Source organism: Halomonas citrativorans, from assembly GCF_900163645.1.
Classification (GTDB): Bacteria; Pseudomonadota; Gammaproteobacteria; order Pseudomonadales; family Halomonadaceae; genus Vreelandella; species Vreelandella citrativorans.
The window spans coordinates 1-20,515 of sequence record NZ_FUKM01000038.1 but is presented as its reverse complement, the minus strand read 5'-3'; the positions used below and the strand labels follow the sequence as shown (position 1 = coordinate 20,515).

Here is a 20,515-nt window from a genome sequence, read left to right as displayed (position 1 = left end):
CCGATGGTAGTGTGGGGTCTCCCCATGCGAGAGTAGGTCATCGTCAGGCACTTATTGTGAAAAATCCTCCCGGGCTTGCGCCCGGGGGGATTTTTTTATGCGTGAAATCAAAAACTATGCCTACAAAAAAGCCCTGTCGCGCCTCTCGCGACAGGGCTTTTGGCTTTATGGCGAGCGAACTAGCCGCAGATCGCCTCCAGCGCTTCGATCAGGCTATCCATCTCATCGTCAGTGCCGATGGTAATGCGCAGGAAGTTGTTAAGCTCCTGCGTATTAAAGTGGCGCACTAAAACGCCGCGTTCGCGAAGGCCCGCAAATAGCTGAGCGCCTGCATGCTCAGGATGCTGGGCAAGCACAAAATTGGCCTTGGAGGGTAATACCTCAAATCCTAATGCTTCAAGACGCTGACGGGTGCGTTCACGGGTTGTAACCACGCGCTCCCGGCTTGCGTTAAAGTGCGCTTTATCATCAAGTGCAGCAATACCCACTAGGCTTGCCAGGCTATCTACCGGATAGGAGTTAAACGAGTCCTTAACGCGGTGCAGGCCATCAATCAATTCTGCTGAGCCAACAGCGTAGCCCAAGCGTAAGCCGGCCAGGCTGCGCGATTTGGAGAACGTGCCCGTCACCAGTAAATTCGGATAGCGATCAATTAATCCAATCGCGCTTTCGGCGCCAAAGTCGACATACGCTTCATCAACTAATACAACGCGATCCATTACCCGCTTGAGTAGTGTTTCAATATCCTCAAGCGAATGCGCATGCCCGGTAGGCGCATTAGGATTGGCAAAAATCACTCCGCTACGCGCCGACGCGGTTCCCAGCGCCTCCAGATCAACTTCCCACTGCTCATTGAGTGGATGAGTGCGTAGCTCAACGTTATACAGGTTGGCGTAGACCGGATAAAAACTGTAGGTAATCGACGGGGCATCAAGCGGTGCGCCGTGACAGAAGAAGGCTTGAAAAGCCAGCGCTAGCACCTCATCTGAACCATTGCCCACAAATACCTGTTGGTTTTCAACGCCGTACGTTTCAGCAAGTTTTGCACGCAGTGCGGCAGACGTTGGGTCGGGATAGAGACGCAAATGGTCGGTCGCGTAGTCACGTAGTGCCTGGCCGACGCCCGGCGCTGGCGGGTAAGGGTTTTCATTGGTATTGAGCTTGATAATACGCTCACGCGGCTGCTCCCCAGGTATATAAGGGGTTAGCGCCTTAACAGCGGGACTCCAGTATTGGCTCATGAGGGTAACCTGATTATCCTTGCATAATAGGCCATGGTCGCTTGATGCTCGCTTAAGCGCAAGCATTCCCCTTACAATCAGGGGTGTGCGTTGCACCTTGTAACGGTTATGCTGTCATAATCGCGCGAAAGAAATGTATGACCAACACGATAAGGAGACACCCCATGCAATTCAGGAGTTTGCTAGCCGGTTCGGCTATGTTGGCATTGTTGGCAGGCTGTGCGACCGGCGGCCCTTCGGCCCAGGAAAGTGACGCAGGCGTTAGCGCGTCACAACAGCGCTATCAAGGCACACTGCCTTGCCGTAACTGTGATGGTATTGATCTGGACGTTACCATGGTGGGCGAAGAAATAAGCACACCTGATGAGCGTACTTTCACACTGGATGCGACGTATCGCAATCACCCTCAAACACCTCCCCCGGAAAACTACGCAGGTAACTGGGAAGTGCTGAGCGGCACGCCGTCTGATCCCGATGCCTCTGTTTACGAGTTGACGCCCAATGGCGACGGCCAAATTTACTACTTTCAGCGTATTGATGAGCGTACGCTGGAGCTAATTGATCCAGAGCGTCGTCGCTTTGAAAATGGCGAAATGTTGCAGTTACAGCGTCAGTAAGTGAGCAGTAACATCCTAAGGCGGCCATTGGCCGCCTTTTGTATTTTATAGCCTGGTAATAGTGACAAAGAGTTAACAGCAACGGGAGTATCAGTGCGGTGGCTAAAGCCAAAAGTGCCTTTGTATGTACAGAGTGTGGCGCGGAGTATCGCAAGTGGCAGGGCCAGTGCTCCAGTTGTAACGAGTGGAATACGCTGAGCGAAATTCGCCTGGCCAGTGCGCGGCCCGGAAGCGGAAGCAGTGGGTCAGGCCGGGGAGGCTATGCGGGAGACCTCTCCCGAGATGTGGTTGATTTAAGCAATGTCGATTTAAGTGAAGTGCCGCGACTGAGCTCCACCTTTAACGAGTTTGACCGTGTATTAGGCGGTGGCTTGGTACCGGGTTCTGCGGTACTGCTTGGGGGCAACCCAGGTGCGGGCAAGTCCACGCTATTGCTGCAAACGGCCTGTAAGCTGGCCCAGCAACGGCGCATCCTGTATGTCACGGGTGAAGAGTCGTTGTCTCAGGTTGCCATGCGTGCCCATCGACTACAGCTGCCTACCAACGGCTTGAAAATGCTTGCGGAAACCAGCGTTGAGACCATCTTGGCCGTGGCTGAGCGTGAGAAGCCTGAAATATTGGTGATCGACTCTATCCAAACCATGCATCTGGAGGACATTAGCTCGGCACCGGGCGGGGTAGCCCAAGTACGTGAGTCCGCCGCGGCGCTTACCCGCTTTGCCAAGCAAACCAATACGGTGCTGTTACTGGTGGGCCATGTCACCAAAGATGGCACGCTGGCAGGCCCCAAGGTGCTTGAGCATATGATCGATGCGTCGCTTTTGCTGGAAGGTAGCGCCGACTCCCGCTTTAGAACCCTGCGCGGTCAGAAGAACCGCTTTGGTGCGGTTAATGAGCTGGGCGTCTTCGCCATGCTGGAGCAAGGCTTAAAAGAGGTTAAAAACCCCAGTGCCATTTTTCTCTCGCGCCAGGAAGAGCAAGCACCAGGCAGTCTTGTCATGGTGGTGTGGGAAGGTACTCGCCCTATTCTTGTCGAAGTACAGGCGTTGGTAGATGAATCCGCCTTGGGAAACCCACGCCGTGTGGCCGTTGGGGTAGACCAAAACCGTTTAGCCATGCTGCTGGCCGTGCTCAATCGCCATGGCGGCCTTTTTACCGGTGACCAGGATGTTTTCCTGAACGTGGTGGGCGGGGTGAAAGTATTGGAGACCAGTGCAGACCTGGCCGTACTGCTAGCTGTCGTCTCCAGTTTACAAAACCGCGCGTTACCCAAGGAGCTGGTAGTGTTTGGCGAAGTGGGGCTTTCTGGTGAAATACGCCCGGTACCCAGTGGGCAGGAGCGTATTGCCGAGGCCGCCAAACACGGTTTTTTACGTGCGATTGTACCTCGTGCGAATGCACCCAAGCAGTCACCCAAGGGAATGGAAGTCATTGCCGTCGATAAGCTTAGCGACGCGCTAGAGGCGCTTTAAGTAGGCTACGCTATAAGAATTGTTATTAAGACTGTTATAACAACTGTTCTAAAGACATGCGGTGCCAAGGAGAGACACAATGAGTTCAATTCGCCTAACCCAATACAGTCATGGCGCAGGCTGTGGCTGTAAAATAGCCCCGGATGTACTGGACAGCATTCTCGCCAAAGCGGGGCCGTTAGCCGGGCATAAGCAGCTCATTGTGGGCAATCAAGGACGCGAAGATGCCGCTGTCTATGACCTGGGCGATGGGCGAGGCATGATTGCCACTACGGACTTCTTCATGCCGATTGTCGATGACCCGTTTGATTTTGGGCGAATTGCTGCCACGAACGCTATTAGTGATATTTACGCTATGGGCGGTACGCCGGTCATGGCGCTAAGCATTCTTGGCTGGCCATTAGACAAACTGAGCGCGGAGATTGCAGGCGATGTCATTGCCGGCGCCCAGGGCGTTTGCCGTGAGCTGGGTGTCGCCTTGGCGGGTGGTCACTCGATTGATGCGCCCGAGCCCATTTTTGGCTTGGCAGTGAATGGGCTGATCGACCTGGACAAGTTAAAGCTCAATAGCCGCGCTAAGCCGGGTGATCTGCTGTTTTTGACCAAGCCGTTAGGCGTTGGGCTGCTGACCACCGCAGAGAAGCAAGGCCTGCTGGAAGCGGGGCATCATGGGTTGGCTCGGGAAACCATGCTTAAATCCAACCGTATCGGCGTCAAGCTTGCCGATGTAAAAGGCCTTAATGCCATGACCGACGTTACCGGGTTTGGCTTGGCGGGGCATTTGTCGGAAATATGCAGCGCAAGCAACGTCATGGCCCAGATAGATTTTCGCCGCCTACCTCGGCTGGCTCAGGCAGAAACCTATCGTCGTCAAGGGGCCGTTCCCGGCGGTACGCGGCGCAACCGCGATGCCTTAGGTAAAAGCTTGCCTGATATGGATGAAGCTCACTGGCAGTGGCTATGCGACCCGCAAACGTCAGGCGGTTTACTGCTAAGTGTCGACCCTGCTTGGGAAGATGATGTTGAACGAATCGGCCGAGAGTTCGGCTTATCGCTTCAGCCGTTTGGCGTCATGAAAGCCCGTGAGGGCGAGGCGCTGATTGAGGTGGTGGGATAGTGCTTGAGAATGAGCTTGAAACGATACCTGCATCATTACATTTGATCAGCGAAGCGCGACCCCTGATTGATGTGCGTGCCCCGGTAGAGTTCGCCCAGGGCGCGCTGCCGGGGGCGGTGAACCTCCCTTTAATGGTCGATGAGGAGCGCCGTCAGGTTGGTATCGCGTATAAGCAGCAAGGTCAACATGCCGCTATTGCATTGGGCGAGCGGTTGGTTAGTGGTGATATCAAGCAGGCTCGGGTAGCCGCATGGCAGGCTTATTTGGCCGAGCACCCGGATGCGATTATTTATTGCTTTCGCGGTGGGTTACGCTCGCAAATTGCCCAGCAGTGGCTTAACGAGGCGGGCATTGCTAAACCGCGTATTCGCGGCGGCTGGAAAGCCATGCGCCACGCGCTTTGCCAGCGCATAGACGTAGCGGTCGAACAGCCCATGCTGGTAGTTGCCGGGTTAACTGGATGCGCTAAAACCACGCTGATCAATCGGCTGGATAACGGGGTTGATCTTGAGGCTTGCGCTCATCATAAAGGTTCTGCCTTTGGTCGCAGGCCTGAAGCCCCTGCCACGCAGATTGATTTTGAACATGCGCTGGCAGCGCGGCTACTGGCCCTGCCGGGCAAGCTGGTCATTGAAGACGAGTCTCGCCAGATCGGTAGCGCCAATATACCGCTCACCTTCTGGTATGCCCTACAAAAGGCACCGCGTGTGCGCATTGAAATGCCGCTCGATTGGCGACTTGATCAACTCCTGAACGACTACATTATTGAGCTTGAAAGGGAGTACACCGCACACTTCGGGGCGCAGCAGGGCTGGGAGTTAATGCAACGCCAGTTGGGCAATGCATTAATCCGCCTTGAAAAACGCTTGGGCAATGCGCGCCTGCAGCGTATGCAACGCTTACAGGCACTGGCTTTTAAGGCCCATGGCGAAGGCAATCCACAGGCGCATGAAGCATGGCTTGCACCACTTCTCACTGAATATTACGACCCGCTTTACCGCTACCATCTCGAAAAACAGCGAGCGACAGCGGCGCCAGAACTTCATGTGGGGGATTGGGACAGCTGTTGGGAGGCCGCTAAGCAGTGGAGCGCCTAGTGGCTATCTTTCGGCGTGGTTAGCTCACTCTAAGCCATTGCGTCATGATGCGATCAAGCAGGGGGGCCAGCCGATGAAAGCGCGTCGCGTCTTCCAGGATCTGGCTACTTTCCTGGCGAAAGCGGTCTGCCGCGGAAGAGGTAGGCGTAGTGGGCTCGGCATGCTCAAGTCGCTTTTTCACATTGGCAAGCGTTACCTCAAAAAGGCAAAGCAAACCGATGACGCGGCCGCTGTCCCAGCTAAAGCCTTGCAGCGGTGCCGCCGCACTGCCGCCCAACGGCAATGCATTATCGGGCAAGCTAAATACATAACGATGCCACATAAAGGCTTCAAACTTCTCGGGTAAGTCAAACGGGCTTTCTGGGGCCAGCGATACGGTATGCCAACCTCTTTCGGGATACGTACCTGGAGCGATGATTGCCTCAAGTGCCTGAGCGATCCACAGGGCCCCCAGGCCAATGCCCATCATGGGCTTTTGACCATCAAGATAACGGTTAATCAATTTGTTTTCGGCTTTAAACCAGGCAGGCGGCTGATCTATAAACGTTTCAGGGCCATCCAGCACGATTAACGCATCGCTTTCTGCCGGACGAGGCGTTAACTCGCCTGCATAAAGGTGAAAAATGGTGTAACTATGTCCCATACTGCTTAACCAGTCCGTTAAGCGGGCAGGAGCATGATCAGCGCCGTGCTGTAGCAAATGAATATGCATGGTAATCTCCTCGCCGGCCGTACACAGTAAAGGCTGTAAGTGTTAATGACAGCGCGAGTTCGACCATAACGTATTGACCCCATTTCACCAATATTACGTGTTAGGAAATCAGTATGGCGTCCAAGCCCCCAGGATTTTATCAGCAGTTGCAACTGCTTCCGCTACCGGCTCAGCAAGCGTTTATGGCCGCATTATGTGAGCGCCTGCTGCCTAATTACGCCCTGTACGAGCAGACCACTGGCCAAGGGGATATTCATACGCTGCGTACTGTAATTAGCCTGGTTTGGGAGCGCTTAAGCGTGCCCAGCGCGAGCATTGATTTTGCGCGTCAGGCGGAAAAGTTGGCGGAGTGCGAGCCGCCTGCTGACGATGAAAGTTTTGGTGCGCGTCGTGCGCTGGACGCGGTGGTTTCCCTGTCGGCGTTGTTGGACACACTGCAGGGTGACTCTCCCGAAGCCGTGCTGGATGTGAGCCGTACGTCACGTGCCGGAGTGCGTGCCTTTATCGAACTTACTGAAGGCGAAGAGGATGCCCAAAAGCTTGCCTTGCTGATTCGTGACCATCCGTTAATGGCCGACGAAAATGATTTTCAGGACGCGGTCTTGGAAGCGGTCAGTGAACCGCTAAACAAAGCCGCGCTTAAGGAAATACGCAAGCTAGGGCGTAACGACGGTATCAGTAATCTGGGCCTTAGCCTTGAGGAAGATGATGAGTGAGGTCAGGCTTGCCTAAAAGCGCAGGCCCGCAGTTACCATCATGCCAGCGGTGCCGAAAATGATGAGGTCAGACTCAAGCCGCCCCCACTGCATACCTATGCTGGGAAGCAGGATTGGCGCGGTTTCAAGATGGTTGAGGGGGATTTTGTCCCGGTACTCACCTTTATAACCATGCAGCAGCCCACCGGTGAGTTTGGCCCTGACGTTAATATCTTTGAACTGCCAAAGGGGGAATTCACGCCCGGCATAAACGTACCAGGTGGGCTGATTATACGAGTTTTTAAACCACGCCGTACCTGCAAGCCAGCGGTCCGGGTTATGTAACTCAATGCCGATCAAATTCTGCTGATTGTTATGATCCGGCTGTGGATCAAAGTGGCGGGTTAACAGGCTGGTTTGCACTAGCGTATGGTCCAGCTCAAGCGTCGGAGGCCAGTCCGGCAAGGTGAAGGCTGAGGCAGATGCGCTCAGCCATAAACCAGTTAGCCCTCCCAACCATGGGAAACAACGGGGCATGTAATACTCCTAAAAAGGGACTGGGCAACAAAAATGTTACAGACGCATCTCGATACCGCGTTCTGCCATATAGCGCTTTGCTTCAGGGATCGTATGTTCTCCAAAGTGGAAAATACTGGCGGCTAGCACAGCATCCGCACCACCTTTCAATACGCCGTCCACCAGGTGATCCAGATTGCCCACGCCGCCAGATGCAATCACCGGCACGCTCACGGCTTCTGAAATCGCGTGGGTCACGCCAAGATCAAAGCCGATTTTGGTGCCATCACGGTCCATGCTAGTGAGCAGCAGCTCGCCCGCGCCAAACTCGACCATTTTTTTGGCCCACTCCACCGCATCAAGCCCGGTTGGGCGGCGGCCGCCATGCGTGAAAATCTCCCAGCGCGGCGGCTCGCCTTCACTGGAGACGCGCTTGGCATCAATCGCCACCACGATGCACTGGCTGCCAAAGCGTTCCGCAGCTTCGCGAACAAATTCAGGATTCGTAACGGCGGCGGTGTTGATCGACACTTTATCCGCGCCTGCATTCAGCATTGTACGAATATCGTCACAGCTGCGAATACCGCCACCCACCGTCAGCGGAATAAACACTTCCCCTGCGATGCGTTCGACCATTTCGACAGTAGTGTCGCGGCCTTCGTGGCTAGCGGTAATATCCAGAAAGGTAATTTCATCGGCGCCCTGCTGGTTATAGCGCTGGGCAATCTCGACCGGGTCGCCTGCGTCACGAATGCCGACAAAGTTGACGCCTTTCACCACTCGCCCAGCATCAACGTCCAGGCAGGGAATTATACGCTTGGATAAGCTCACGCTCCGCCTCCTGTCAGTTGGTCGCTAAGACGTTGTGCTTCAGCCACATCCAGGCTGCCTTCGTAAATGGCACGACCGGTAATGGCGCCTAAAATACCGCTATCGGCGACATCGCACAGCGCTTTAATGTCATCCAGGTTGGTCACGCCCCCAGAGGCGATGACCGGCAGGCCGCCTTCGCGAGCCAACTGAGCCGTTGCTTCAACGTTAACGCCTTGCATCATGCCGTCACGGGCAATGTCGGTATAGACGATGCTGGAGACGCCGTCATCAGCAAACCGCTTCGCCAAGTCGACGGCTTTAACGCTTGAAACTTCTGCCCAGCCGTCGGTGGCCACGAAGCCGTCTTTAGCGTCCAAGCCAACAATCACGCGACCTGGGAAAGCGCGGCACATTTCACCCACAAACGCGGGCTCTTTAACCGCCTTGGTGCCGATAATCACGTAAGATACGCCTGCATTCAGGTAGTGCTCAATGGTTTCAGCAGTACGAATGCCGCCGCCAATTTGAATGGGCAGGTTGGGATAGGCACGTGCGATGGCCGTCACGGCATCGCCATTGACCGGCTTGCCTTCAAACGCGCCATTCAAATCGACCAGATGAAGGCGGCGCGCGCCAGCTTCTACCCAGCGCGCGGCCATAGCGACGGGATCATCGCCGTAAGAGGTCGCATCATCCATACGCCCCTGTTTCAACCGCACACACTGGCCGTCTTTGAGATCAATCGCAGGAATTACCAACATAACTAAACCTCTTAGGGCGTCCAGGTGACAAAGTTTTCGAGTAAGCGTAGGCCTGCTCGGGAGCTTTTTTCCGGGTGGAACTGTACGGCAAAGGTGGCGTCGCGGCCAATCGCCACGTGGGCACTGACATCGCCATAATGCGTGGTGCCAAAAACCTGGGCATCGTCGGTAGCATTCACGTAATAACTGTGTACAAAGTAGAAGTGCTCGTTGTTATCAATGCCTGCCCATAGCGGATGGTCATGGCTTTGTTCCACCAGGTTCCAACCCATGTGCGGCACTTTTAAACGCTGTTCGTGCGCGTCGCGCATCGTGGTCGGAAAGCGATCCACGCTGCCCTTGAAGAAGCCCAGACAGTCGACGCCGCCGTTCTCTTCGCTTCGCTCCATTAACATTTGCTGACCCACGCAAATGCCCAGCAACGGTTTCGCCTGACGTGTTAGCACATCATCAACCAAACCACGCAGCTCCGTGCGTTCAAGCTCACACACACAGTCGCGAATAGCGCCCTGGCCTGGCAGTACCAGGCGGGTGGCGCCTAAAATGCGCCGCGGGTCACGGGTGATAATGACGTTCTCGTGCGTTACATGTTCAAGCGCCTTCGCGACAGAATGTAGATTACCCATCCCGTAGTCGATTACCGCAATAGTCATGAAGCGCTCCTTGATCGAGTGAACGAACGGTTACCTGAGCTGTTTACTGTACTGATATATGTACTGATATATGTACGACAGCCCGCCATTACAGGCTCCCTTTGGTGGAAGGCATCTGCCCCGCCATGCGTGGATCTTCTGCCACCGCCATGCGTAGAGCGCGTCCAAAGGCTTTAAAAATTGTTTCGGCCTGGTGGTGAGCGTTAAAGCCTTTAATGTTGTCAATATGCAACGTGACGCGCGCATGATTAACGAACCCTTGAAAAAACTCCCAGAACAGCTGGGTGTCAAGACGGCCTATGGTGGCGCGCGTAAACTCGACATCCATATAGAGGCCGGGCCGACCAGAGAAGTCGATCACCACGCGGGAGAGTGCTTCATCCAGCGGCACATACGCATGGCCATAGCGATAAATGCCGCGCTTGTCGCCAATCGCTTCATTAAATGCCTGGCCCAGAGTAATGCCCAGGTCTTCAACGGTATGGTGTTCATCAATATGCAAATCGCCTTTGGCGAGGATATCAAGGTCTATCATCCCGTGGCGTGCAACCTGATCAAGCATATGATCCAGAAAGGGAACGCCCGTCTCGCAGCGAAGGTGGCCTTCGCCATCCAGATTGACGCTGACGGTGATCTGGGTTTCATTGGTATCACGGCTAACCGTGGCAATACGCGCTGCCATGTTGCATCTCCTGCGCTCTAGCGCATTCTGAAGGGAAGGCGATGGGTCGCACTGTTTCATCGCTCTGTTATTAGGACATATATCTGCGGCAAAGCGATCATTATAGAGAATCGGCGCCCCCATCCGCTACAATGCGCGCAATGTAGCCGCCCTTTTAGGCATTAAAAATAGCAGTTTTGCTGCTTTGGCGAAGAGGAGTTCATCATGCCGGTGACACTGGAGCGCGTCGACCAAGCCTGTTGGGAGAACGATGAGCAAGTGCGTCTCGATTTGACGCGTATTTATGAGGATGCACCGAAAGAGCGTGTGCCTGCTCAGGCGGTCCTGCCTTTTATAGAGCAGCATTTAAAAGCGAAGCACTTTTTTGCCTGCGCGCACTTTAATGATCGTTTGTTGGGGGCGGCGGCTATTCAAGAAGGGCAAGACCGGGCATGGTGGCTTTCAGAGCTATGTGTACGCAAAACCACACGCCGCCGAGGCGTTGGCTCGCGGCTAATGGCGCTGCTGGGTGAACAGGCCAAGCAAGAGGGGCGTAAACTGCGTATTGACATCTCATCGCTACCGTTGGCCGACCAGGTGTTGCTCTCCAAGCTTGGCTATCGTCCCAGCACCAGTGCTGAAAGGCCCACACCGGATCAACCTCTTACCAGCAATTTTGTTGAGTTAGACCCACAAGGGAAAGGGTAATGAAACAGTTATTACGTATTTTGCTGGCTGCTGTCGGCATTCTCGCCATTGTAGGGGTGGCGGCGGTGGTTTATGTGACCACCTTTCTTGACCCGGAAGATTTCAAGCCACGCCTGACGTCCGTTGTGGAAGAGCATACGGGGCTGCATTTGGCGCTTGATGGGCCAATTACATGGTCTTTCTATCCACGTATTGGGGTAAGCGTTGAGCAAGCGCGTGCTTGGCTGCCCGAGCAATCGGAAGAAGATACGTCGTTTGCTTCTATACAGCGCGCCGAGGTCAGCGTCGCTTTTGCGCCATTATTGCGCGGTGAAATTGCAGTTGACGGCTTAACGCTGGACGGCATGCGCCTAAACCTTGAGCGGAACGAGGCAGGCGAAGGCAACTGGAAGTCGCTGGTCGAGCGCTTGGCTGAAGGTAGCGATGAAAAAGCGCAAACCGTGCTGGCGCCAGCAAGTGCAGGGCCGAATGCCGATGCAGGTAATCTTTCCGTTGTATTGAACATCGCCAGTGTTGAAGTAAAAGACGCCGATATTCGTTTTCGTGATGCGCAAAGCCAAGCGCTGTGGCGCCTGCAGTCGCTGAATGTTTCCGGCAGCAACGTCAATCCGGTAAGCCCTTTCCCTTTAAAAGCCATGTTTACGCTGACCAAACATAATCGTTTGGATGCCGAAGTGCTGGAGCGCACGCCGGATTTAACCAGTGATATTGACCTTGATACACGCATGCGCCTTAAGCTCGCAGAAGACAGCGTGGTACTGGAAAATACCCGTTTAAGTACCAACACACGCCTGCACCCGGACAGTGAACCTCAGCGGCTTGGCTTAAGGGCGGCTGAAATCGTTGCGCGGATGGAAGAGAAACAGTTAAGTATCACCGAAGGTGTATTAGAAGCCGGCCTGCAGGACTCTGAAAAATGGCAGGGCAGTCTAGCGCTGGCGCTAGCCTTTGGTTTGGAAAGTGACTGGCAGGCGCAAACCGCACAGCTAAAAGAGCTACAGCTGACCGGGCCTGATGGGCTGCGCGTGAGTGGCCACCTGAATGTCGAGCAGATGTTTGATGCGCCTCAATACCGTGGCCAGATTACCGCCGCGCCTTTTACGCTGCGTCCGTGGTTGACTCGTGCAGGCGTTGAATTGAATACCACCAGCGAGGCAGCGCTTAGCGATATCGCCATGACCAGTCCCATTGAAGGGGATGAGCTGCACGTATCGCTACCCAGGCTATCGCTGGTTGTCGATGACAGCACCTTTACAGGGCAAGTTGCCGCCGCACTGGATGGGTCGCAGTTAACGTTTGATTTGGAAGGCGATAACCTGAATGTTGATCATTATCTTCCAGGTCCCGCAACGTCTCAGCAGGCAAGTTTAGGCTTATTGCGCAGGGCGTTTGCCCAGAGTGCAGAGACGTTGCTGCCGCAAGCATGGCTCAGTGAATTGTCAATGGAGGGTGATCTACGTGTCGATACACTTCTGCTGGGAGGTCTTACCTTTAATGACACGCGCTTGCAGCTACAAGGTGAGGAAGGTCTTCAGCAACTAACCGCCTTTGACGCACGCTTTTATGGCGGAGAGCTTAGCGCTTCAGGCCAACTGGATGCCCGCGAGCGGGTAATGGCGTGGGCGCTGGCCCCGACCATTAATAATGTGCAAATGGCATCGCTGATTGAAGCACTCAGTGATGAGGACGAGCCTTCTCCGCTGAGAGGGCGCTTGCATCTGGATGGCGAGCTAATGTCCCGTGGCAATACCCGTGAAGCGTTGGTCAGTAATCTAAATGGACAGCTGAACGGGCGTCTTAATGAAGGTGCGATTTTAGATATTAATATTTCTCAGCAGATGTGTGAGCTGGCAGCCCAGGTAGAAGGCGAAGGAACCGTCCGCGACTGGCATAACGATACGCGCTTCGAGCGTTTTGATGCGACGTTCCAGATACGTAATGGCGTCATGAGCAGTGACAACCTGAACATCACCCTGCCGGGGATCGAAGTTAACGGAAAGGGCGAGCTGAATTTCAACAGCCTGAACTTTGATACGCGAGCAGATGCACGGTTAGCGAATACCGCCGATGCTGCCTGTGAAGTGAATCCTCGCCTGGAGCAGTTGCCACTGCCCGTTCGCTGTGAAGGCCACATTGGCGATGCAACCAGCGAATGGTGCCGCATTGATCGAGAGGCTTTTCAGACCGCCGTGGTTAACCTGCTGCGTAACGAAGCTGGAAACCGTGTGACTACGGAACTTGAGGAGCGCGTAGGCGGTTCGTTGGATCAGTTGGATGAGCGCTTGGGTGAAGGTGCCGGCCAAAACCTTCGCGAAGGTATTCGCCGCCTCTTCAACTGAGCATCCCTGTAAGTCAGTCTGCGCCGGCTAAATGCCGGCGCTTTTTTATTGGTATACGCTGATTGGCTCATTCAGCCAAATACGTTACGAACACGCTAGCGAAGGAGTCCCAATGGCTGATATGCCAACCCCAAGGCTTGAAGCAAGCGAGTTTTATCGCCGTCTGTTGGCCTGGTTTGACCAGCATGGTCGGCACGACTTGCCTTGGCAGTCGCCCCGTAGCGCTTACCGAGTGTGGGTTTCGGAAATTATGCTTCAGCAGACCCAAGTGGCGACAGTGATCCCTTACTTCGAGCGCTTTATGGCTCGCTTCCCAACGCTTGAGTCGCTCGCTCTCGCTCCTCAGGATGAGGTGTTGCACTTATGGACCGGGCTTGGTTATTACGCCCGGGCGCGCAACCTGCATAAGGCCGCTCAGCTGACGCTGGAAGCGTACAACGGCGAACTGCCCACTGAAAGTGTCGATGCACTAGTAGCTTTGCCTGGCATTGGGCGATCAACGGCAGGCGCGATTATCGCCCAGAGCACCGGCAACCGAGCGGCCATTTTAGATGGCAACGTAAAGCGCTCGCTAACGCGATTACACGCTATTCCTGGCTGGCCAGGTAAGCCTACTGTCGAACGAAAGTTGTGGGCGCTGGCCGACTACTACACGCCGTCCACACGCTTGGCGGATTTCACGCAGGCGATGATGGATTTTGGCGCCACCTTATGTAAGCGCAGCAAGCCTGATTGCACGTGCTGCCCGTTTAACGATGTATGTCTGGGGTACGCTCAGGGTGAGCCACAGCGCTATCCTGAATCCAAACCCAAAAAAGCGTTGCCCACTCGCTGTACGATTATGCTCCTGCTACGAGACTTCCAAGGGCGCGTCTGGTTGGAGCAGCGCCCGCCTAGCGGTTTGTGGGGTGGGCTATGGAGCTTGCCGCAATTCGACACGCACAGTGAACTGAACGACTGGCTTGAACAGCACGTCGTATCGCCTAAACGTGAGACGGCCATGCCAGGCTTCCAGCATACCTTTAGCCATTTTCGTCTTGAGATTACCCCTCAGCCGGTTTCCTGCGATAGGCTGAGTGAAGTAAGAGAGCACGGAGTGTGGTTTGATGTTAACCACCCCCGGGCGCTTGGCTTAGCGGCGCCTGTCAAAGCGCTGCTGGGTCAACTGACACCTTTTGTCCTTAACTTAACGCCCGGGCGTGTATAAGGCCTTGGGCGTCGCTATCCACCAAGGAGTTATCAATGAGTAATACGGTTTTTTGTCGTAAGTATCAAAAAGAGCTGCCAGCTCTCCCATTTCCACCGCTACCCGGCAAGCAGGGCCAGGAGATCCAGGCTTCTGTATCCAAGCAGGCGTGGGAAGAGTGGCAGGCGCTGCAGACCCGTTTAATCAACGAAAAGCACCTGAATATGCTCGACCCGGAAGCGCGCGCCTACCTGATGGATCAAATGCAACGCTTCCTGAATAACGAAACCACCGACCAGGCCGAGGGCTATGTGCCGCCTACGCAGGTGTAGTCGAATGCTCAGACAGGCGGCAATCGCAGGAATTACGGGTGTTTCAGTCCTACGCCGTTAGTCGTAGAGTTACCCTAAGCGACGGTTAGAAAAGAAAGTTTCACAAAGGTGTTGACGAAAAGCTGAGTTTTTAGTTTAATACGCACCGTTGGCAGCGGCCAGATAGCTCAGTTGGTAGAGCAGGGGATTGAAAATCCCCGTGTCGGCGGTTCGATTCCGTCTCTGGCCACCAAACGTTGGGGTATCGCCAAGTGGTAAGGCACCGCTTTTTGGTAGCGGCATTCCCAGGTTCGAATCCTGGTACCCCAGCCATTGCCAACAAGATTTCTTGTTGATTGCGAAGCCTAACAGCGAAGCAATCATGTTCTCAAGAAAATGTGAAGCGCCGACATAGCTCAGTTGGTAGAGCAACTGACTTGTAATCAGTAGGTCCCGGGTTCGACTCCTGGTGTCGGCACCATCGAAAGATGGTTAAAAGCAACACATTAGAGAATTAGATTAAGCCGTCCGAAAGGGCGGCTTTTTTGTGCGTGCTATAAAAATAAACATAAAGAAGTAACTATAAAGGCAGGCATAACGCTTATTAGTTGGCGCGATGAGAACTGGTAAAAAAGATGAGTAAAGTGGGTGCTGAAAATGGCGGGATACTAATGTAGCAGAGATTATCTAACATGGGTGATAAGGCCGTCCATGGCCTGTCGCGCGTCCTTGATCCTTTCGCATATTGCTTTCCGAACCCTTCCATGGGCTGGCGCGACTCAAGTGAGCTACTGCGATCCGTAGCAGGTACGATTCTAACGGCTTTGGTAGGAAATGATGTAGTCAATCGCTGATATTTTTGTAAGCATTCTCTTACATTGATTCTGTATAGTGTTTTGTTTCAATGGCTTATGGTCGTTATGCTGGGTTTTTGATAAATAAAAAAATAGGCTTTCTGGTGGCTGCTTGACCATCATTTCCGACTTGGGCAGCGCTGGTATTCATTTTTCCTACCTTGGCACCCCACAGCTGCAAAAATAGTAGTAGCGAAGCACCGTGGTCCAACTAATTTTCGTGAGTATGCAAGAAGGTTGTTTTAACCATCGCTTTATTCATTTTCAATGATTTGAATCGCTTTCACGCTATTACTTTCATATTTATTTAAAAAATAGTTATACGAAAAAATTACGTAAATTAAATAATAAGGGAGATACGTTCTCTTTATGTCTTTGCTTACGGTAGAAATAAGCGTTGTTAACCCTATATTGTGTTACCTTAGCGCCGTATTTTAATAACAACAAAACAACGTGGAGACAAAAATTAAAGATTTCCATTATCTATCATATCTCTTGAAATGGCTTTGGGGTTAGCTACGCTCAAATTACTCGATTGGTTAATCGAGTTAATGATTGATATGTTTTTGCCGAAAGCATGAAAAGGAGATGAATCATGGCTAATGATCGCAAAGATAATGGAATGAGCCGCGAACAGGCAGGACAGAAAGGTGGTGAAGCCACCTCAAAAACCCATGGTAAAGAATTTTATGAAGATATTGGCCATAAAGGTGGCCAAAAGAGCGGAGGTAACTTCGCTAATGATCCGGAGCGAGCTTCCGAAGCCGGCCAGAAAGGTGGGGAGAACAGCCACGGTGGTAATTCCTGATGGCGGCCGACCAGGTTGATTAGGTTTTACATAACCACTTAGCTTAAACGTTGTCCCTTTGTAAATATGGCAGTAATAGTATACGAGATATTTACTGCTTAAAGGGGAGTGTACAGAGGCCTTCTATACTTAACTAAACGCGATCAGATATTTCATTTGATGGACTCGCAAGGAAGCGCTTTGTTTAGAAGGACCCGTTAGTAATGAGGCTGATGCTGCGTAACGTTTAAGTCTACTGCCAGGAAATTTTCTTCCTGGCAGTTAATGTAGGGGAAGCAAAATGTTTCACCATTCAGCGAAACTGCAGTATCCAGTTAAAGTTGATAAACCTAACCCTGAGTTTGCCATGCTATTGCAGCAAGCTATTGGCGGCATTGAGGGTGAAATTCGGGTGGCGATGCAGTATTTCTTTCAGGCGATGAAGTCATGAAAGGGAGTATCGCCTGTTACGCTTTTGAGCACTTTGAAATCGCCAACTACAAGGCTTTAATTCAAACGGCGGAAAGTGCGGGCCATACGGGCGTCGCTCAAGTATGCAAAGAGATCCTTCAGGAAGAAATTGCCATGGCGGATTGGCTGGCGGATCATCTGGAGTCTACGGCCACACAATTTTTGCATCGTGCTGATGACGATGACCAGCGCGCTAAACGTTAAGCGTTATCTATCGAAATTCGTCTAACCTGCTACTTTTTAATGCACAAAAGAGCCGCCTAATGAGTGTAGGCGGCTTTGCTCGATTGGGGAAGGTGGTTTGTTAATCCCCGCCTTCTTTCCATGCCAGCTTTTCTACAGCAGGTCGCGTGGAATTGTAGACTCCCAGTTTTTGGAAAATACTCGATACTGCCCTTCATAAGCATCCATCTGGGCATGAATAATGAAGTCCGTTTCAGTGCAGCTCAGCACGGTCCGGGTATACACTTCTGTATGCCAGTCATCCCGCTGAAACGAGCTTTCCGTCATCGTCTCGCCACGTGCTGACGTAAAATCATTACCTACCGTGGTGTAATATTCGCGGGCGCACCGGTGAATCTCGGTACCAGTATCGTTAATGCGAAAGCACCCTTGGTCATTGATGACTTCCAACGTTGAACCCTTGGCCGCCAGATCTTGATGCAACAACCAATTATGTTTGCTGGGTGCCAAGTGAGTGATCTCAAGAGGCGGTGCCGACTGGGACGCTCCAAAATGCGTTAAGCCATCCCCATGATGGTCTGCGGTACGCACAGGTAGTTTAAGCACGCACTGGTTAAAGGTCATATTCACTTGGGCAGGCTTGGGAGGGAGCCAGGCAAGAGGCCAGTAAGAGGTTGAAATAGAAAGCCGTAATTGGTGTCCTGCGGGGAATTTCTGGGCAATACCGTTCATCTCTATCGTCACCCGGTAGGTGCGATGCGGTTCAAGCGGCGTTGGCTCTGCATTGCTATCACGGTGGGTAAGGTTTAACAGACCATAGGTGACGCGAGTTGCTTTCCCATCCGGCGCGACATCAGAAAGCCTGACTGCCAACATGGCCTGTGGCTGATTGCTGGAAACTTCCAACTCTAAAGAAGGCGTGCCAAAGATATTTAACGACTCGGTTAATGCATCTGTACTAAAAACAAGGGAGCCGCCGTCTTCTTCGCGCTGGTCGCCGGGTAAGTCAGGTGTCGCGGCGTAGGAGCACCATTTGCCGGCTGACAAGCCAACGCTTAACGGCGACTGTAGTCCCATCGTGGCAGGCTCAACGTTAGGTTCAGACGTACCGATTGAGCAGGTTTGGGGAGTAAGCCGGTAAGGCGACAAGACGAAACACTGCTCTTGCAAATTACTCGATGGCCACTCGGACTCTGTCAACCAGCGGCCGGGTCTGTCTTCATAAGCGTTGTCAGGTGGTACGCTATCCTGCTCCCAGGCACGCAGCATGGGTTCATCCATAATGCCGTTGTCATCACCTTTCAGCCAATAATCCCACCAGCGCAGTGCTTCTTGTAAAAAACCAATGGCGGGCCCGGGTATTCCCTGGTGAGGGTACTTATGACCCCAGGGGCCAATTAAACCTTTACGCGGAACATCTAGATGCTCCATTAATCTGAAGACGGTATTGGTAAAACCATCGGCCCACCCACCAATCGCATAAACCGGGCACCGAATAGCATCATAATTTTCACACACTGAGCTGGTGATCCAGTACGCATCCCTGCGCTGGTGGCGAAGCCACTTGTCAATCCAAAGGCCGCTGTCTTCCATGCGTTCATGCCACATGCCCCGCCAGCGGTCGCCCACTATCAAAGGATCCGGGGGTAGGGCGTTAAACGCCAGCATTACGGTCGCTTCCGATAAATTGTCTCCCAGTAGGCAGCCACCCATATAGTGCATATTGTCGGCATACAGGTCGTCGCTTGAACAGAGGCTGATAATGGCTTTGAGAGCAGGCGGCTGTTTAGCAGCGACTTGCAGGCTATTAAAGCCGCCCCAGGAAATACCCATCATGCCGACATTGCCGTCGCACCAGGCCTGGCGGGCAATCCACTCGATCGCATCCACCGCATCAAGCTGCTCTTGCTGCGTGTACTCATCCGTTAATACGCCATCAGAGTCACCGCTACCGCGCATATCCACACGAACACACACATAGCCATGACCAGCAAGGTAAGGGTGATTGGATGCATCGCGGCCTCGCGTAATATCGCGCTTGCGGTAAGGGATGTACTCCATAAGCGCGGGAAGAGGCGACTCCGGGCTTGTCTCGGGGAGCCAGATGCGCGCGGCTAACTGCTTGCCATCACGCATAGGAATAAAGACGTTTTCTATCTCGCGGACGTTATAAGGAAAGTCGTTGATCACTTCCATGCTACCTCCTTTTAAAGATCCACTTTTTTGATCTCAAAATCTAAAAAATCCAAACAAAATTTATAATTCTCTTCGATCTCCTCGTGGTTGTTGCCGGTGATGTAAAGCGTGCCTAGTCGATAACAAAAACTGTCCTGATGCAGTAAATCGCCAAGGCGTTGGCCTGGAGCAACATCAAGGCATACATCGGTGTGCGGTAGGCGCTGTTGAAGCGCCTGAATGTTCTCTTGGCTGGGCACCCGCGTCACGATGCCATCTTCATGGGCGTAGGGAATAAAGCATTTTGCCGCCACAGGTGCCACGCCCTGACGATTTAATAGTGAGGGGCGTTGGTCCAAAGCGATATCGATGGCCACCTCATGGTTGGACATCCCGTCAACCAAAACAAATATTTCGCTATGCGACTGAGAAATACGCGTATTGACTTCGATCAGCCAGAGTTTGTCAGTCGCTTCGTCCCACATAAATTCAACATTAAAGCAGCCATTGTCGTAGCCAATATGGGTAAGAAACGCTTTAGCGGTTTCCACCATTCTGTGGTGGATGTGTTCTGGCAGATTGCTTGGGTACTCCAAGCGATCAAAAAGTGTTTGAGAGCCATCCGATTTCGGTTGGGAGATAATGCCGTGCACGTTGAACTCGCCCTTAAAAACCGTACCTTCAGGGGCGGCTTGTACGCCCTTTGCGATCTCTTCAACAATGCAGGAATTACCATCCAGCGCTTGAATCTCCTCTGGCAGGTCAGCATACGCAAGCGCTTCGTTAAAAGGGTCGCCCAATTGGCGAATGCCCATGCGTATTTCTTCAATTGCATGGTCGAACTGCACCTGATTCTCCACCTTAAACCCCAGATGAGAAGAGAAGGCCTTTACTGGTTTTATCCAAAAGGGGAAGTCGAGGGTTACCTGGTCAATCGGATTATCTTTGAAAGGATCGACACCACAGAAGGCAGGCACCACATCAGGAATCACCTTTTGCTGCTCCAGGCGGCTCCAGAGCTTATGTTCACACGTTAAAACGCTCTTAATGGAAGGAGAAGGAAGGTCATAATGCTGGCAGAGGAGAGGAACTAAGTGGTTACGCAAAAGTTATTGAGTAATCAGTGCCGTAACCATTGCATACGTT

Annotated in this window: 21 protein-coding genes and 3 tRNA genes; 15 read left to right on the top strand and 9 right to left on the bottom strand. The window is 53.0% G+C overall.

Annotated elements, in window-relative coordinates:
- Positions 1–179: 179 nt before the first annotated feature.
- Complete coding sequence (gene hisC / locus CZ787_RS09585; protein WP_087108573.1) at positions 180–1,241, bottom strand: histidinol-phosphate transaminase; 1,062 nt, start codon at positions 1,239–1,241, stop codon at positions 180–182.
- A 164-nt stretch (positions 1,242–1,405) separates the two neighbouring features.
- On the opposite strand from hisC, the gene CZ787_RS09580 reads away from it, so the two are divergent.
- The 4 genes from CZ787_RS09580 (at position 1,406) to mnmH (ending at position 5,544) form a co-directional block, all read left to right on the top strand.
- On the top strand, positions 1,406–1,858 hold the full coding sequence (locus tag CZ787_RS09580; protein ID WP_087108571.1) for a copper resistance protein NlpE N-terminal domain-containing protein: 453 nt from the start codon (positions 1,406–1,408) through the stop codon (positions 1,856–1,858).
- A 98-nt stretch (positions 1,859–1,956) separates the two neighbouring features.
- Positions 1,957–3,330, top strand: coding sequence for a DNA repair protein RadA (gene radA / locus CZ787_RS09575; RefSeq protein WP_087108569.1), 1,374 nt, complete (start codon positions 1,957–1,959; stop codon positions 3,328–3,330).
- 79 nt (positions 3,331–3,409) lie between these two features.
- Positions 3,410–4,447, top strand: coding sequence for a selenide, water dikinase SelD (selD, locus tag CZ787_RS09570; protein WP_087108567.1), 1,038 nt, complete (start codon positions 3,410–3,412; stop codon positions 4,445–4,447).
- The gene (gene mnmH / locus CZ787_RS09565; RefSeq protein WP_087108565.1) at positions 4,447–5,544 is read left to right on the top strand and encodes a tRNA 2-selenouridine(34) synthase MnmH; all 1,098 of its coding nucleotides are present in this window, start codon (positions 4,447–4,449) and stop codon (positions 5,542–5,544) included. The genes selD and mnmH overlap by 1 nt, the downstream gene beginning before the upstream one ends.
- A gap of 19 nt (positions 5,545–5,563) precedes the next feature.
- Here the strand turns inward: mnmH and CZ787_RS09560 are convergent, their stop codons facing one another.
- Positions 5,564–6,256, bottom strand: coding sequence for a type 1 glutamine amidotransferase (locus tag CZ787_RS09560; RefSeq protein WP_087108563.1), 693 nt, complete (start codon positions 6,254–6,256; stop codon positions 5,564–5,566).
- Positions 6,257–6,369: 113 nt separating this feature from the next.
- Here CZ787_RS09560 and CZ787_RS09555 point away from each other — a divergent pair, with 113 nt between their 5' ends.
- Positions 6,370–6,972 (top strand): YjaG family protein, encoded by a 603-nt coding sequence (locus CZ787_RS09555; protein WP_087108561.1) that lies wholly within the window; start codon positions 6,370–6,372, stop codon positions 6,970–6,972.
- Between the two features lie 12 nt (positions 6,973–6,984).
- Here the strand turns inward: CZ787_RS09555 and CZ787_RS09550 are convergent, their stop codons facing one another.
- The 5 genes from CZ787_RS09550 to hisB form a co-directional block, all read right to left on the bottom strand.
- Positions 6,985–7,488 (bottom strand): hypothetical protein, encoded by a 504-nt coding sequence (locus CZ787_RS09550; RefSeq protein WP_087108559.1) that lies wholly within the window; start codon positions 7,486–7,488, stop codon positions 6,985–6,987.
- A gap of 36 nt (positions 7,489–7,524) precedes the next feature.
- Complete coding sequence (gene hisF / locus CZ787_RS09545; RefSeq protein ID WP_087108557.1) at positions 7,525–8,298, bottom strand: imidazole glycerol phosphate synthase subunit HisF; 774 nt, start codon at positions 8,296–8,298, stop codon at positions 7,525–7,527.
- Complete coding sequence (gene hisA, locus CZ787_RS09540) at positions 8,295–9,041, bottom strand: 1-(5-phosphoribosyl)-5-[(5-phosphoribosylamino)methylideneamino]imidazole-4-carboxamide isomerase (RefSeq protein ID WP_087108555.1); 747 nt, start codon at positions 9,039–9,041, stop codon at positions 8,295–8,297. The genes hisF and hisA overlap by 4 nt, the downstream gene beginning before the upstream one ends.
- A gap of 11 nt (positions 9,042–9,052) precedes the next feature.
- A complete protein-coding gene (gene hisH, locus CZ787_RS09535) occupies positions 9,053–9,694 on the bottom strand; it encodes an imidazole glycerol phosphate synthase subunit HisH (RefSeq protein WP_087108553.1) in 642 nt (213 codons plus the stop codon).
- A gap of 88 nt (positions 9,695–9,782) precedes the next feature.
- On the bottom strand, positions 9,783–10,376 hold the full coding sequence (gene hisB / locus CZ787_RS09530) for an imidazoleglycerol-phosphate dehydratase HisB (RefSeq protein WP_087108551.1): 594 nt from the start codon (positions 10,374–10,376) through the stop codon (positions 9,783–9,785).
- A gap of 204 nt (positions 10,377–10,580) precedes the next feature.
- Here hisB and CZ787_RS09525 point away from each other — a divergent pair, with 204 nt between their 5' ends.
- The 10 genes from CZ787_RS09525 to CZ787_RS09480 all read left to right on the top strand — a co-directional run bounded on the left by CZ787_RS09525 (position 10,581) and on the right by CZ787_RS09480 (position 17,215).
- Entirely contained in the window at positions 10,581–11,063 is a 483-nt protein-coding gene (locus CZ787_RS09525; protein ID WP_087108549.1) for an acetyl-CoA sensor PanZ family protein, read from the top strand.
- A complete protein-coding gene (locus CZ787_RS09520) occupies positions 11,063–13,402 on the top strand; it encodes an AsmA family protein (RefSeq protein WP_087108547.1) in 2,340 nt (779 codons plus the stop codon). Before CZ787_RS09525 ends, CZ787_RS09520 begins: the two co-directional genes overlap by 1 nt.
- A 112-nt stretch (positions 13,403–13,514) precedes the next feature.
- A complete protein-coding gene (mutY, locus tag CZ787_RS09515; RefSeq protein WP_087108545.1) occupies positions 13,515–14,609 on the top strand; it encodes an A/G-specific adenine glycosylase in 1,095 nt (364 codons plus the stop codon).
- Between the two features lie 35 nt (positions 14,610–14,644).
- Positions 14,645–14,920 carry an oxidative damage protection protein gene (locus tag CZ787_RS09510; protein ID WP_087108543.1) on the top strand — a complete coding sequence of 92 codons (276 nt, stop codon included), beginning with the start codon at positions 14,645–14,647 and terminating at the stop codon, positions 14,918–14,920.
- A 156-nt stretch (positions 14,921–15,076) separates the two neighbouring features.
- A tRNA-Phe gene (locus tag CZ787_RS09505) sits at positions 15,077–15,152 on the top strand.
- A 5-nt stretch (positions 15,153–15,157) separates the two neighbouring features.
- Positions 15,158–15,232 (top strand) — tRNA-Gln (locus CZ787_RS09500).
- A 72-nt stretch (positions 15,233–15,304) separates the two neighbouring features.
- Positions 15,305–15,380 (top strand) — tRNA-Thr (locus CZ787_RS09495).
- A gap of 968 nt (positions 15,381–16,348) precedes the next feature.
- A complete protein-coding gene (locus CZ787_RS09490; protein WP_087108540.1) occupies positions 16,349–16,561 on the top strand; it encodes a general stress protein in 213 nt (70 codons plus the stop codon).
- Between the two features lie 280 nt (positions 16,562–16,841).
- Positions 16,842–16,991, top strand: a complete 150-nt coding sequence (locus CZ787_RS09485) for a manganese catalase family protein (protein ID WP_254908603.1) — start codon at positions 16,842–16,844, stop codon at positions 16,989–16,991.
- A complete protein-coding gene (locus CZ787_RS09480; protein WP_254908602.1) occupies positions 16,988–17,215 on the top strand; it encodes a DUF892 family protein in 228 nt (75 codons plus the stop codon). Before CZ787_RS09485 ends, CZ787_RS09480 begins: the two co-directional genes overlap by 4 nt.
- 132 nt (positions 17,216–17,347) lie before the next feature.
- Here the strand turns inward: CZ787_RS09480 and CZ787_RS09475 are convergent, their stop codons facing one another.
- Entirely contained in the window at positions 17,348–19,390 is a 2,043-nt protein-coding gene (locus tag CZ787_RS09475; RefSeq protein WP_087108538.1) for a CocE/NonD family hydrolase, read from the bottom strand.
- Between the two features lie 11 nt (positions 19,391–19,401).
- Entirely contained in the window at positions 19,402–20,361 is a 960-nt protein-coding gene (locus CZ787_RS09470; RefSeq protein WP_254908601.1) for an ATP-grasp domain-containing protein, read from the bottom strand.
- Positions 20,362–20,515 lie beyond the last annotated feature (154 nt).

What these genes read in the sequence shown, in the direction of transcription:
- hisC (WP_087108573.1), bottom strand. Translation starts at nt 1,241, where the DNA reads ATGAGCCAATACTGGAGTCCCGCTGTTAAGGCGCTAACCCCTTATATA.
- CZ787_RS09580 (WP_087108571.1), top strand. Translation starts at nt 1,406, where the DNA reads ATGCAATTCAGGAGTTTGCTAGCCGGTTCGGCTATGTTGGCATTGTTG.
- selD (WP_087108567.1), top strand. Translation starts at nt 3,410, where the DNA reads ATGAGTTCAATTCGCCTAACCCAATACAGTCATGGCGCAGGCTGTGGC.
- CZ787_RS09560 (WP_087108563.1), bottom strand. Translation starts at nt 6,256, where the DNA reads ATGCATATTCATTTGCTACAGCACGGCGCTGATCATGCTCCTGCCCGC.
- CZ787_RS09555 (WP_087108561.1), top strand. Translation starts at nt 6,370, where the DNA reads ATGGCGTCCAAGCCCCCAGGATTTTATCAGCAGTTGCAACTGCTTCCG.
- CZ787_RS09550 (WP_087108559.1), bottom strand. Translation starts at nt 7,488, where the DNA reads ATGCCCCGTTGTTTCCCATGGTTGGGAGGGCTAACTGGTTTATGGCTG.
- hisA (WP_087108555.1), bottom strand. Translation starts at nt 9,041, where the DNA reads ATGTTGGTAATTCCTGCGATTGATCTCAAAGACGGCCAGTGTGTGCGG.
- hisH (WP_087108553.1), bottom strand. Translation starts at nt 9,694, where the DNA reads ATGACTATTGCGGTAATCGACTACGGGATGGGTAATCTACATTCTGTC.
- hisB (WP_087108551.1), bottom strand. Translation starts at nt 10,376, where the DNA reads ATGGCAGCGCGTATTGCCACGGTTAGCCGTGATACCAATGAAACCCAG.
- CZ787_RS09525 (WP_087108549.1), top strand. Translation starts at nt 10,581, where the DNA reads ATGCCGGTGACACTGGAGCGCGTCGACCAAGCCTGTTGGGAGAACGAT.
- CZ787_RS09520 (WP_087108547.1), top strand. Translation starts at nt 11,063, where the DNA reads ATGAAACAGTTATTACGTATTTTGCTGGCTGCTGTCGGCATTCTCGCC.
- mutY (WP_087108545.1), top strand. Translation starts at nt 13,515, where the DNA reads ATGGCTGATATGCCAACCCCAAGGCTTGAAGCAAGCGAGTTTTATCGC.
- CZ787_RS09510 (WP_087108543.1), top strand. Translation starts at nt 14,645, where the DNA reads ATGAGTAATACGGTTTTTTGTCGTAAGTATCAAAAAGAGCTGCCAGCT.
- CZ787_RS09490 (WP_087108540.1), top strand. Translation starts at nt 16,349, where the DNA reads ATGGCTAATGATCGCAAAGATAATGGAATGAGCCGCGAACAGGCAGGA.
- CZ787_RS09485 (WP_254908603.1), top strand. Translation starts at nt 16,842, where the DNA reads ATGTTTCACCATTCAGCGAAACTGCAGTATCCAGTTAAAGTTGATAAA.
- CZ787_RS09480 (WP_254908602.1), top strand. Translation starts at nt 16,988, where the DNA reads ATGAAAGGGAGTATCGCCTGTTACGCTTTTGAGCACTTTGAAATCGCC.
- CZ787_RS09475 (WP_087108538.1), bottom strand. Translation starts at nt 19,390, where the DNA reads ATGGAAGTGATCAACGACTTTCCTTATAACGTCCGCGAGATAGAAAAC.